A 13794-nucleotide genomic window follows, 5' to 3' on the forward strand; every position below is an offset into this window, starting at 1 on the left:
GGGAATAAATGTTACTTGATTCTTTATTAGGCTTATTTTCTAGTGATATGGGAATTGATCTTGGCACGGCAAACACGCTAGTTTTGCTCAAAGATAAAGGTATAATCATAAACGAACCAAGCGTCGTGGCTGTGCAAAACGAACGCTATGGCAAACAAAAAATCATAGCTGTGGGCGCAGAAGCCAAAGAGATGCTAGGTCGCACACCGGGCGATATCGAGGCTGTGCGCCCGATGAAAGACGGCGTTATCGCAGACTTTGATATGACCGAAAAGATGATTAGATATTTCATCGAAAAAACGCACAAAAGACGCTTTTTCGTAAGTCCTAGGATTATCATCTCTGTGCCTTATGGTCTAACGCAAGTCGAGCGCAAGGCCGTGAGAGAAAGCGCGATGATAGCAGGTGCGCGCGAGGTTTATCTAATCGAAGAACCAATGGCGGCAGCGATTGGCGCAGGGCTTCCAGTAGCCGAGGCGAAAGGCTCGCTAGTCGTAGATATCGGTGGTGGCACGACAGAGATCGGCGTGATTTCGCTAGGGGGCATTATAAATGCAAAATCAGTGCGCGTAGCAGGCGATAAAATCGACGCTAGCATTGTAAATTATGTCAAAGAAAAATACAGCCTTCTTATCTCGGAGCGTGCAGCCGAAGAGATCAAAATCAAAATCGGCACCGCAATCCAACAGCCAAAAGATCTAACCTACACGGTCAAAGGCAAGGACCAAATCAGTGGGCTTTTAAGCTCGGTTGATTTAACGAGCGAAGATGTCAGAGAGGCGATAAAAGACTCAATTCGCGAAATCGCTGACGCGCTAAAATTTGTGCTTGAAAGTATCCAACCAGAAGTCGCAGCTGATATCGTAGAAAACGGCGTGGTTTTAACCGGCGGAGGCGCGCTAATTAGAGGGCTAGATAAATATCTAAGCGAGGCTGTAAAACTGCCTGTATTCGTAGCAGATGAACCGCTTCTTTGCGTCGCAAACGGCACTGGCAAGGCCCTAGAAGAGATCAAATCGCTAAAACAAGCAGCAAATGACTAATGTAAAGTTTCTACTCATCGCTGTGGTATTGGTGGCTACTTCGCTTATTTTTGGATCGCAAATTCATGGTAAATTTATCGGTCTTAGCGGAGGAGCTATTGATACTTACAAAGATATTACGAGCTTTATAAAAAACAAAATTTCAAAACATATCGATCAAGCAAACACTATCGAAGCCCTGCGTGCCGAAAACGAGGAGCTGAAAAAATCTGCTATGCTTCTTGGCACCTTTGCAGGGGAGTTAAATAAAATTTTGCTTGATAAAAACAGCTCCGCTTACGAACCGCGCGTCGAGCTTGTTAGGACGCTAAGTTACGCTAGTTTAAATGATTACAATAAATTTTGGATAAATTTTAAAAATTTCAATCCAGATAAAGTTTATGGTCTCATCAGCGAGGGCAAAACCGCAGGAATCGTCGTAAATCGCGACAACAAACCCCTGGCCATACTCCAAAAAGATGAAAAAAGCAATTTTTCTGTCTCAATCGGCGAGAGCCAAATTCCAGGCGTTGCAAATGGCGAGGGAAATGCTTTGGTGGTGAAATTTATCCCGCAATGGCTAGATCCAAAAGTCGGCGATGAGGTTTATACGAGTGGAAAGGACGAGATATTTTTCGAGGGCGTGCCTGTGGGGCGGGTCAAATCAGTTCAGAGTGGTAAATTATACAAAAGCGCTGTCATAGAGCCATACGCAAATCCAAATATGCCAACGTTTTTGTATGTCGTTACAAAGGAAAGATAATGCCAAAAAGAGAAGATGTAAAGACGATATTGCTCATCGGAAGCGGTCCTATCGTCATCGGTCAAGCGTGTGAATTTGATTATAGTGGCACACAAGCTGCTAAAACTTTGAAAAATTTGGGCTATCGCGTAGTTTTGATAAATTCAAACCCAGCTACGATTATGACAGACCCTGATTTTGCAGATGCGACCTATGTCGAGCCAATCACAAAAGAGAGCATTTTGCGAATTATCAAAAAAGAGGGCGTCGATGCGATACTGCCTACTATGGGCGGTCAGGTTGCGCTAAATGTCGCAATGGAAGTCTATGAAAGTGGCGAGCTAGGCGATGTGAAATTTTTGGGTGCTAAACCAGAAGCGATTAAAAAGGGCGAAGATCGCGTGGCTTTTAAAGAAGCAATGATTAAAATCGGCATGGACTTGCCAAAGTCAAAATACGCCTACACTATGGAAGAAGCTCATCAAGCAGCCGAAGAAATCGGCTTTCCGCTCATTATCCGCGCTAGTTATACGCTTGGAGGCGCAGGAAGTGGCGTAGCGTATAATATCGACGAATTTAAAGAAATCGCACAAAACGGCATTGATATTAGCCCAATCCATGAAATTTTGATTGAAGAGAGTTTGCTTGGCTGGAAAGAGTATGAAATGGAGGTTATCAGGGATAATAAAGATAACTGCATAATCGTCTGTTCTATCGAAAACCTTGACCCTATGGGTGTGCATACGGGCGATAGCATTACGATTGCACCGGCTTTGACGCTCACAGACAAAGAATATCAGCGCATGCGCGATGCAAGTTTTGCGATTTTGCGTGAAATCGGCGTCGATACGGGTGGTAGCAATGTGCAATTTGCCATAAATCCGCGCACAGGTCGCATGATAGTAATCGAAATGAATCCGCGTGTCAGCCGTAGTTCAGCCCTAGCTAGCAAGGCCACAGGCTATCCGATAGCCAAAGTCGCTACTATGTTAGCTGTGGGATTTAGCCTAGATGAGATCAAAAATGACATCACAGGCACGCCTGCGAGTTTCGAGCCTGTGATTGATTATATCGTCACAAAAATCCCTCGCTTTGCATTTGAGAAATTCCCGGGCGCGAACCCGCACCTTGGTACTGCGATGAAGAGTATCGGCGAGGTAATGGCGATTGGGCGCACATTTAAAGAGAGTATCCAAAAGGCGCTTTGCTCAATGGAGAAAAGTTACTATGGCTTTATCGAGTTAAATTTAAGCAAAGATGATTTGATTTTTGGGCTTAGAAACGCAGGACAGGATAGAATTTTGTATGTCGCGCAAGCTTACCGTGAGGGATTTAGCGTAGATGAGGTCTTTGAATTTAGCAAAATTGATCCGTGGTTTTTGCGCGAAATTCACGAAATCGTCGAATTTGAAGCCAAAATCGACATGGATATCCTAAATGCTCCAAATTTGCTTCGCAAAGCCAAAACCATGGGCTTTTCGGACAAAATGATTGCGCATTTAATCAACAAAGTCGATAATCTAGGCCTTACGCAAAATGATATTTTCTTTGCGCGCGCAAAACACGGCATAAATTTAGAGTACAACGAAGTCGATACCTGCGCAGGCGAATTTAAGGCTCTCACGCCGTATTTGTATTCTAGCACAAATATCACACCAAACCTGCCAACCAGAACGCCGCAAAACGCCAAAAAAGTCCTAATCATCGGTGGCGGCCCAAACCGCATAGGTCAAGGCATAGAGTTTGATTATTGTTGCGTGCATGCAAGCTACGCGCTAAGGGATCTTGGCATAAAGAGCATTATGTATAACTGCAACCCAGAAACGGTTTCTACTGATTATGATACGAGCGATATTTTGTATTTCGAGCCGATTGATTTCGAGCATGTTCGCACCGTAATCGAGACAGAAAAGCCAGAGGGCGTAATCGTGCATTTTGGCGGACAAACTCCGCTTAAATTTGCCAAGCGCCTAAACGCAATTGGAGCCAAGATTATCGGCACGAGCGCGCGCACGATTGATATCGCAGAAGACCGCAAGAAATTTAGCGAATTTATTACTAAAATCGGCGTAAAACAGCCTAAAAACGATACAGCCATAAGCGAAGCCGAAGCAATCGAAAAAGCCGCGATCATCGGCTATCCGGTCCTTGTGCGCCCTAGTTATGTGCTTGGCGGACGGGCTATGAGAAGGGTGCATAATGTAGATGAACTAAAAGAGTATATGAGCGAGGCTGTGAGCGTGAGCTACCACTCACCGGTATTATTAGATAAATTTTTGCTTGATGCAACCGAGCTTGATGTCGATGCTATAAGCGATGGCAAAGATGTCTATATCGGCGCTATAATGGAGCATATCGAAGAGGCTGGAATCCACTCTGGTGATAGTGCAAGCATACTGCCTCCGATGAGCCTAAGCGATGAAATGATTGATAAAATCAACGAAACCACAAAACAAATCGCGCTAAATTTGGGCGTCGTGGGGCTTATGAATATTCAGTTTGCGATTTTTGAGGACGAGCTTTATATGATTGAAGTAAATCCGAGAGCTAGTAGAACCGTGCCGTTTGTGAGCAAGGCAACTGGAATTTCAATGGCCAAAGTCGCCACTCGTGTAATGTGGCAAGGAAATTTGCGCGAGGCACTTAAATTTTACGATAAATTTGGCGTTTTGTGTGAGGAAAAGGGCATTTTAAAACCGCGCGTGAGTGGCAGAGTTTGCGTAAAAGAAAGCGTATTTCCGTTTAACAAATTACCAGGCTGCGACATCGCGCTAGGGCCTGAGATGAAAAGCACAGGCGAGGTTATGGGAATTAGTGAAAATTTCGCAAAAAGTTTTGCCAAAAGCCAAATTTCAGCCAGCAATGTCTTGCCAAGCAAGGGCGCTGTGTTTATGAGTCTGACTGATCGCGACAAAGAAAAAGGGGTAAGCCTAGCTAAGACTTTGGTTGAGACTGGATTTAGTCTGATTGCCACTGGCGGGACTTGCAAGGCGCTAAAAGAGGCAGGTTTGGAGTGCGAGTTTGTCTATAAAATCTCAGAAGGTCGCCCAAATATCGAAGATAAGCTAAAAAATGGCGAAATCGCCCTTGTGATAAACACCAGCGACACCAAATCAAGCTCGTCAGATACATTTAAAATCCGCCAAGCTGTGGTGAGATTTAAACTGCCGTATTTTACGAATATCAAGGCTGCGCTCGCTGCTACTATGTCAGTGTGCGCGGTCCAAGACGGAAGCGCACTGGAAGTGAAAAGCTTGCAAGAGTATTTAGCAAACAAATAATTCTTAAATTTGGCAAATTTGCGTGAAATTTATGCTAAATTTGCCGAAATTTTATAAATTTAATTCAATTAATATGAAAACGCAAAGTATAATTTTTGGAATTTTCATAACACTTCTTGGCGGAATTTTTTGGGGGTTTAGCGGGGTTTGCGGTCAGTATCTTTTCGAAGTAAAGGGCGTGAGCGCAAACTGGCTTGTTCCGTATCGACTTTTTTGCGCCGGGTGTGTTTTGCTTTTTTATTGTGCATTTCGTTTGCGCGATAAAAGATTTTTTGCACCGCTTAAAGATAAAAGACTTTATCCGCAGTTTTTAGCTTTTTCGCTTTTGGGTTTAATGCTAACGCAGTATTTTTATTTTTATTCTATCGAGCTTTCAAATGCCGCAGTCGCTACCGTAATCCAATACACAGCACCAGCTATGATTTTAGTGATTGTATGCGTAAATGAAAGACGATTGCCAAAAATCAGCGAATTTATCTCTTTGATTTTAGCAAGTTTGGGTGTTGTGATTTTAGCTACGCACGGAAATTTAGACTCACTTGTTATTAGTCAAAAGGCACTTATTTTTTGTTTGCTTAGCGCAGTTTGTGTTTGTGTTTATAATCTTGCACCAAAAAAACTAAATCAAAAATATCCTGTTGTGCTAAATTTAGGTTGGGGTATGGTGCTTGGCGGAGTAGTTTTGGGTTTGTTTTTGCAAGTTTGGAATTTAAAAGGTATTAGCGATTTTAGCGGATTTTTAGCACTCATGGGCGTTGTGTTTTTTGGAACGGTTTTAGCATTTAGTTTTTATATGATTGGCGTGAAATTGATCGGCGCACCAAAAGCAAGCCTAATCGCAGCGATTGAACCAGTTAGCGCAGCATTTTTTGCACATTTTTGGCTTAAAACGCAGTTTGTGTTTTTAGATTTTGTGGGGTTTGTGTTGATTATTTCGTGTATATTTTTATTAGCGAAAAAGGGTTAAATTTACCAAATTCGGTTAAAATTATCTAAATTTTAATTTTTCAAGGAAATTTTTTGAAAACTATCGGACTAATCGGCGGAATGAGTTGGGAAAGCACGGCTACTTACTACAAAATCATAAATGAAGAGATAAAAGCTCATCTTGGAGGTTTGCATAGTGCAAAAATTTTGCTTTATAGTGTGGATTTTAGCGAGATCGAAGAGTGCCAAGCAAAGGGAGAGTGGGAGAGAGCCGGTCGTATTTTAGCCGGTGTCGCTAAAAATTTAGAACTCGCAGGAGCCGATTTTATCGCTATTTGCACCAACACAATGCACAAGGTTGAACCACAAATCAGTGCGAATTTACAAATTCCCGTTTTACATATCGCCACAGCCACCGCTGATGAGCTAAAAGCCAAAAATATCGATAAAACCATACTTCTTGGCACGAAATACACGATGACGCAGGATTTTTATAAAGAAAAATTAATCGAACAAGGTATAGAAGTTTTTATTCCAAATGATGACGAGATCGAATTTATAAACTCAGTCATTTTTAATGAGCTTTGTTTAGGAAAAATCTTGTCATCTTCAAAAGATAAATTTTTAAAAATCATCGATAGACTTGCGAATTTAGGGGCAAAAAGTGTGATTTTAGGTTGCACAGAAATCGGACTTTTGATTTCGCAAAATGATTTGGAAATTCCGGTATTTGACACGACGATAATCCACGCTAAAAAATGCGCCAAAATGGCGTTATAATAGGATTTTAATCTCCCATTATAAGCTTATTTGTGATTATATATTTGATCTTTTGGCGATTTAAATTTGAAACAGGATCGAATTCTCCCTCATAAATTTCATCGAAATTTTCGTCCAAATACCTAGTGTAAATTTCGCCGATTAACTTCGTCATTTTTGCCGCCACAGATGAATTTATAAGCACAGTTGTGCTTGCACATTTTTGGCTAGGGACAAAATTTGTATTTTTGGATTTCGTAGGATTTGTGCTGATACTTTCGTGTATATTTTTATTAGCGAAAAAGGGCTAAATTTAGCCAAATTTGACCAAATTTTGCCAATTTTTTTAAATCCCCATATCCTCTGCCATTTTTTTCACAGCTTTAAAATCCACCTTGCCACTGCCTAAAATCGGTATTTCGCCCACTTTTTTTACCACGCTTGGCTGCATTATCGGAGCTAAATTTGCACCCTTTATCATCTGCGAAATTTCATCTTCGCCAAATTCGGCGCTGTATAGTAGCGCGATTTTCTCGCCCTTTTTCTCATCGGCCAAATTTACGCACGAAAAGCTAACCGTAGAGCCTAAAATTTCGCCTATCGCCCCCTCTACTGCACCCAGACTTATCATCTCGCCACCGATTTTTGCGAAGCGCGAAAGGCGGTCTGTGATAAACAAAAACCCGTCATCGTCGCAATACCCAATATCGCCGCTGTTATAATACCTCACGCCGTCGATTTCGATAATCGCGCGCGCTGTGCGCTCTGGCTCGTCGTAGTAGCATTTCATCACCTGCGCCCCGCCGATTAGGATTAGCCCTGCTACGCCGTTTCCAAGCTCGGTGAAATTTGCAGGATCGACGATTTTTATTATCGTGCCAGCTAGTGGCAAACCCACGCTTTTTTCACGGTTGAAGGCAAGTTCTTTGAAAAAATCAGGCTCTAAAATATTTGGCGTATTTACGCTCACCACAGGTGCAGTCTCAGTGGTGCCGTATCCCTCGTAGATATCCACGCCAAATTTGACCTTAAAGTCCTTTTTCACGCTCTCGCTTAGCTTTTCAGCACCTGCGATTGCAAGGCGCAAATTTCGAAGCATTAGCGGATTTAGGCGTTTGTTTTTGGCATAAAGTCTAAAAAATGTCGAGGTTCCAAACATAATCGACGCGCCGTATTTCGCGCTCATTTTGCCCACACAAAACGCGTCTGTCGGGTCTGGGACATGTATGCTTAAAAGTCCGTCATTTAGCGGAAATAGCGTCGTAACGGTTAGCCCAAAGCAGTGAAAAATCGGCAAAGACGCCAAAAGCGCGTCTTCGCCCGTGGCATTTACGAGTTCGGAGATTTGGCGCACATTTGCCATTATGTTTTTGTGCGTGAGCACCACGCCTTTTGGGCGTCCCTCGCTTCCACTGCTAAATAAAATTGTAGCCTCATCGTCGATTGCGTGTGGCGCGATATACAAAACCTCGAATAAAAATTTCGGCATCAAAAGGGCCTTTATCGCCGTGCTTATGCGCTCTTTGCGCGTAATATCTGCGCCGATATCCTCCAAATACACTAATCTCTCGCCAAGGCTACTTTCTAGCTCAAATCCGCGCGATTTTAGCTTTTCGACAAATTTTTTCGAGCTGATTATGGTGCGCAGATTCGCCTTTGTGGCGCAATACACGAGATTTTCTTCGCTTAGAGTGTAGTTGAGATTTACGCTGATTTTTCCCATGGCTAAAATCGTCAAATTTATCGTACTTGCAATCACGGAGCTAGGCAGGATTATGCCTATGTTTTTTTCATTTCCTATGCGCGGTGCTAGGCGCTTTTGAAACATTATTAGCGCGCTCATCATCGCCAAATTTGTAAATTTCACCCCTGTGCTATCGACCGCGATAGTTTTAAATGGCGAAATTTTCGCCTGATTTAGCCAGTTATACGCGAGTGGATCGAGCGAGCTAAGGTATTTTTCCCAGCTAAAAAACGATAGCTCTCTCACGGCCTTTTTGACCTCGTGCGCCTTAGCATTTATATCCAAAGGCGCGCCGAAACTCACCCTCAAAGCGTGCGTGCCAAGCTTGGAGATTGTTTTTTTATAATGTTCGCTAGCCCTCGAAAATGTCGAACCCCAAAGCCCACGGATATAAAACGGCACTATCACGGCATTTGCGCCCCGTGCGGCGTGCTCAAATCCCGCTTGAAACTCATCGATTCTGCCGTTGTAGCTAATGTGCCCCTCTGGGAAAAGCCCCACCACTTCGCCAGCGTTTAGGGCTTCTTTTATCGCGCCAAGCGCACTTTTGCTGACCCCTGCGCCGATCGGAATTACGCCAAAAATTTTCAAAAACCACTTCAAATACCACAGCTCATAATAGCTTCTGTGCATTACAAAGCGCACAGCGCGCGGGCAGGCAAGCTGCACGACTGCCCAATCAATCCAGCTAATGTGATTTCCAAGTAGCAAAACTCCGCCACTTTGCGGGATATTTTCTAGCCCATCGACGCGGACTTTATAGCCAAATTTCAAAAACGGCAAAAGCAAAATTCGCATGAAAAGGTGCGGCAGGTATCTGGCGCTAAAAATTCCGCAAATTAGCACGCACAGCGCGCACATTACAAAGATTTCGCCACTATACACGGCAAAATTTACTAGAATTATCGCGATTATCAAAAACAGCACCATAAAGATATTTTGGATAAAATTTGACCCCGCTAGCACGCGCCCCATGCGCTCATCGCGGGTAAAAAACTGAATATTCGCATTAAGTGGCACGATGAAAATTCCCCCGCTAAATCCGAAAAATAGCGACGCCAAAGATAGCGTAAAAGCTGAATTTGCGTTTGCTAAAATCATCAGCGCAAGTCCTAGCCCAAACGCGCCAAATGGCACGATTCCTAGCTCGATATGTTTTTTGCAGTAGCTTCCTGCAAACACCGCTCCCAGCGCGATTCCGATTGCGCTTAGTGCTAGGATAACTTGGATAATCATCACATTATCATTTCCGCTAATGGCCTTGAAATGCGCCGGAAATGTCGCAATCACGAGCTGTGAAACAGCCCAAAACATCGAAAGCCCAAGCGTGCAGAGCAAGATATTTTTATCCGAGGTTACGAATTTTAAATTTTGCCTTAGATACTCGAATTTTGCGAATTTGGCAAATTCGAATTTCGCCTCAGGTTCGCTAGCGTCAAAATATGGAATTTTATACGCAAAATACGCCTCTACCATAGAGCCAGCCACGAGCAAAAGCCCGATAAACCACACCGAGCGCAAAAGCTCGCCAGCACCTGCGCCTTGCTTTGCGAAGCTTTCGAAAATCACAGAAAACACAAGCGATGAGAGCAAAATTGCGATTATGGTTAGAGCCTGCACTGCGCCGTTTGCTGCGCCTAAATTTTTCGCTCCGACGATTTTTTTGATTAGGCCGTATTTCGCGGGCGAGTATATCGCGCTTTGCGCAGCTAAAAGAATCGTCATAAAAAATGCGAAATAAAACCACCCGCAAATGTATCCAAGCGTGATTAGCGCGCACAAAACCACGCCAAGCAGGGCGCAAGCGCGAGTGATTTTCGTGCGCGAGAATTTGTCGTTTAAAAAGCCAGAAGTGCTAAATAAAAAAATATATGGAAGCAAGATTAGCATATTTACAAGCGCGGTCAGGGCAATGAGCGTGTCGCCCGAAAAGCTCTTGACTAGGACATTTTGGATAGTGATTTTGTGCGCGAGATCGACGCTAGCGTTGATAAACATTATTATCATAAAGGGCAAAAATCCGCTGATTTTGAGTAAATTTTTCATAATTTTTCCTTAAATTTGCGTGAATTTTAACCTTTTAAATTTAACATAGAAAATTTAAGCCGAATTTGATAAAATGCGCCAAATTTTATCAAGGAAAATTATGCAAGTAACTATCACCGAGCGCGATGTCGTCGCACTTAACAAATTTATGCTACTTCACAGCAAAAAAGCAAAAAAACAAAAAATCGTCAGCACCTATGCGATCGCCTTTGAGTTTTTGATCTTTGGTATCATCATCGACGGACTTTTCAAAACAGCCCCGATTGCAAGCATCGCTTCGCTAATCATGGGCGCGCTGTGGCTGGTGTTTTTCCCTAAATTTTATCGCAAAATGCTTCGCAAACATATCGCAAACGCCGAAAATATTGAGCCTTCGAGCGTGGTGATGAATTTTTTGTGGAGCGAGGCTGAGATTAGCTTCGCCAATGGTGAAGCCAGTGCTAGCGAGAAGTTCGCTACTAGCGATTTAAACCGCATAGCTAGGAGTGGCGAAAACTATTTTTTGGGCTTTGAGCGTGGATTTCATATAGTTTTGCCTTACACCGAAGATACTGCGCGCGAAGTGGAAAATTTGGCTAAATTTAGAAATTTAGCAATCGAAAGCGTGGATTTAAATCAGAAAATTTGATTTTGCGTTCTCAGTGCTTCGCTTCCTTGCAATGGCAATAGCGAGCGAAATTTGTTTAATTTGTCATTGCGAGAATTTGCGCTTAATCCGCACCAAAAAACGCCTAATTTGTCAAATTTTTAAAAAAATGCAAAAATTCCCATAAATTCTTTAAATTTTACCACTTTTTTCTGTAATTTAAGTTATAATTTCAGCTATTTATAAAATTTCAAAGGAGTTTGAGATGAAAGCATTAAATCAAAGCAGGGAAAGTATCGTCTTAGCTACAATTTTGTTTGCCGTAGGCGGAGTTAGCTTTGTAAATGCAGCAGGAGATTATTTTATAACTGGTGCGACAAAAAATGGCAATATCTATGACGGCTCAAAGGGAAATAGCGGCAATACCGTTGAAATTTCCGAAAAAGACACTATTGGAAGCACAAAATTTGTCGTAAATACAACTGGCTGGGCACATGGCGGTTACGGCGGTGATAACGGAGAAAATGTAATAAATAATACTTTAAAAGTTACAAATGTAGATTATGCTAACTACCCTGCTTATCGTGGCGGATACATTACTGGCGGTAGCGGAAGTGTTTTAAACAACTCTATAATAATAGACAAGAGCTATTTTCGTGGTGTTTATGGTGGTTTAATATCGCTAAAGCAATATGGCGCTACCGGCAATGCTAATTACAATACGGTAAAAATAACAGACAGCATGGTAGATTCGAAAAATAACTCTGATGCAAATTTCCGTGCAGGTTCGATAGAAAAAGGCAGTGGAGATGTCCAATACAATACACTAGAAATTAGCGGTTCAACGATAAAAGCTCCGGTAGCTCAACAAGGAACTCAACAAGTAACTAAACAAGTAAATATAAGTTCTGGTCTTTTACAAAACGGTAGCGGAAATTCAAGGTATAATCAAGTCATTATAAGCGGAGCAAAAACTACTATTACTAGAAGTATAGATAGCGATCAACACAATGTAATATTTGGCGGTAGAATTATAAATCCAAACGGAACTAGCCAAGAAATAGTAGGCAATCGTGCATATATACAAAATTTAGAGTATCTAAACGGAAACATAGTAGCAGGCGGTAGTGCGAACAACAGTAACGGTGGTTCTGGCGTAACTACTTTAAAAGATAATATAGCGGTTATTAGCGGCGATACAAAGATAAAAAATGCTTATGGTTCTTGGGTAAAAGGGCTAAATAATGCAAAGTTATCAGATAATCTTATCATCGTAAATTTAAATCCAGATGAAAATTCTGCAAAAATTTCAGGTAATGTCTATGGTAGTTTAAACGAAGCGGAAAACGGCGGAACAAGCGAAAATAGTGCTGTTTATTTTATGAACGGTGTTGTCGGCGGGACTGTCGGCGGCGGAAAACTAGCAAACACAGGTAACACACTAATCTTAGGCAGAGATACTGAAAATTTTGGTTTGCGACAGGCAGGGACAATAGAAAATTTTGCAAATTTACAATTTAATACACTCAAAAAAGCAACTGATACCGAGAAAAATGCCGTTTTAACCCTAACAGATAGCCAAATCGGAGCTGATTTAAATGGCGTTACTATAAATTTCTTAAACGGAAGCACTACTAACGGAGCTGTCGAAGTCGTCGTAGGCGGAAATAGTGGAACAGGTGTAAATAAAAAACGAAATAACGGTGGCGGAGCGAATGCTATAACAAATTTGACCGCAAATGCTAAAAAATATAGTCCAAATTTAGATACAATCGCCGTTGTAAAAAGTGGAGCAAATACAAATAATGATATATATGAACACGATCAAGCACCTTCTTACGGCATAGGTGATACATTTAATTACGCATACGAAAAAATCTATTTGACAAAAGCAGGAAAATACTATTTGATAAATTCAGAAAGCGAAATTTTAAATTATAAAAGTGTTGATATTGATGATAAATTAAATGCCGATAAAACACTAAAAGATACCAATATCGAAGTAATAACCGCAATCCAACCAGATCAAATTTATAAAATTATAGATAAAGATACATATACACGAAATTTGCGTGGCATGTTTGCTGAAAATAAAAAAGCAATATACATTACAGGCACAAATAAATTCGAAGAAACCTGGGAAAATGATAAATTTGATAGCGATGAATTTACCAAATTTGGAAAACCAAGCGAGAGTGGCAATGAAATCACTATCGCAAAAGGTGCTGGGGAATTAAATAAGACAATCTACGGCGGAGAGAGCACAGATAAACCAGTAAGCGGTAACTCTATCATTATCGAAGAGGGTGCAAATTTATCAAATGCTACAATCATCGGCGGATATAGCGAAAAAGGCAATGTTTTAGACAATAACATTTCTCTTAATAAAGACGCAACTTCAAGTGGTGCTACGCTCATAGGCGGATTTAGCAAATCAGGCAAAGTTTCAGGTAACAACATAGATTTAAACAACACAGATATTAAAGCTGATATTATCCTAGCTCAAATCAAGGAAGATGGCGCAGAGGTAAAAGTCTCAAATGATAATATCAAAAACGCCGATGGCGTTACGATTGGCGGCTCAGTAACTATTGCTAAATCCACAGGAAGTGCAAATTTAAATGGCTTAAATTTTGAAATGCCAAAATTTGAAAAAATCACAGGCGATTTTACCTTAGCAGATACAA

The 13794-nt window shown here is 41.7% G+C and carries 9 protein-coding genes and 1 pseudogene; 8 read left to right on the forward strand and 2 right to left on the reverse strand.

The window, feature by feature from the left end:
- Nucleotides 1–8: 8 nt before the first annotated feature.
- The 5 genes from OFO00_RS07730 to OFO00_RS07750 all read left to right on the forward strand — a co-directional run bounded on the left by OFO00_RS07730 (nucleotide 9) and on the right by OFO00_RS07750 (nucleotide 6752).
- Entirely contained in the window at nucleotides 9–1043 is a 1035-nt protein-coding gene (locus tag OFO00_RS07730; protein WP_270862807.1) for a rod shape-determining protein, read from the forward strand.
- Nucleotides 1036–1785: a rod shape-determining protein MreC gene (mreC, locus tag OFO00_RS07735; RefSeq protein WP_270859932.1), complete on the forward strand. Its 750-nt coding sequence runs from the start codon at nucleotides 1036–1038 to the stop codon at nucleotides 1783–1785. Before OFO00_RS07730 ends, mreC begins: the two co-directional genes overlap by 8 nt.
- Nucleotides 1785–5045, forward strand: a complete 3261-nt coding sequence (gene carB / locus OFO00_RS07740) for a carbamoyl-phosphate synthase large subunit (protein WP_270865552.1) — start codon at nucleotides 1785–1787, stop codon at nucleotides 5043–5045. Before mreC ends, carB begins: the two co-directional genes overlap by 1 nt.
- 73 nt (nucleotides 5046–5118) lie before the next feature.
- Nucleotides 5119–6012: a DMT family transporter gene (locus tag OFO00_RS07745; protein ID WP_270865553.1), complete on the forward strand. Its 894-nt coding sequence runs from the start codon at nucleotides 5119–5121 to the stop codon at nucleotides 6010–6012.
- 53 nt (nucleotides 6013–6065) lie between these two features.
- A complete protein-coding gene (locus tag OFO00_RS07750) occupies nucleotides 6066–6752 on the forward strand; it encodes an aspartate/glutamate racemase family protein (RefSeq protein WP_270865554.1) in 687 nt (228 codons plus the stop codon).
- A gap of 7 nt (nucleotides 6753–6759) precedes the next feature.
- Here OFO00_RS07750 and OFO00_RS07755 read toward each other — a convergent pair whose 3' ends face one another.
- Nucleotides 6760–6906: a hypothetical protein gene (locus OFO00_RS07755; RefSeq protein ID WP_270859928.1), complete on the reverse strand. Its 147-nt coding sequence runs from the start codon at nucleotides 6904–6906 to the stop codon at nucleotides 6760–6762.
- A gap of 40 nt (nucleotides 6907–6946) precedes the next feature.
- Here OFO00_RS07755 and OFO00_RS08015 point away from each other — a divergent pair.
- Nucleotides 6947–7042: pseudogene (locus tag OFO00_RS08015) on the forward strand (DMT family transporter); the annotation flags it as partial.
- A 35-nt stretch (nucleotides 7043–7077) separates the two neighbouring features.
- On the opposite strand, the gene OFO00_RS07760 reads toward OFO00_RS08015, so the two are convergent.
- Nucleotides 7078–10521 carry an acyl-[ACP]--phospholipid O-acyltransferase gene (locus tag OFO00_RS07760; protein WP_270865555.1) on the reverse strand — a complete coding sequence of 1148 codons (3444 nt, stop codon included), beginning with the start codon at nucleotides 10519–10521 and terminating at the stop codon, nucleotides 7078–7080.
- A gap of 100 nt (nucleotides 10522–10621) precedes the next feature.
- Between OFO00_RS07760 and OFO00_RS07765 the strand changes: the two genes are divergently transcribed.
- On the forward strand, nucleotides 10622–11149 hold the full coding sequence (locus OFO00_RS07765) for a hypothetical protein (RefSeq protein WP_270865556.1): 528 nt from the start codon (nucleotides 10622–10624) through the stop codon (nucleotides 11147–11149).
- A gap of 223 nt (nucleotides 11150–11372) precedes the next feature.
- A partial coding sequence (locus OFO00_RS07770) for a hypothetical protein (protein WP_270865557.1) occupies nucleotides 11373–13794 on the forward strand: 2422 nt, incomplete at its 3' end.

The organism is Campylobacter sp. VBCF_04 NA7, assembly GCF_027737405.1.
GTDB lineage: Bacteria > Campylobacterota > Campylobacteria > Campylobacterales > Campylobacteraceae > Campylobacter_B.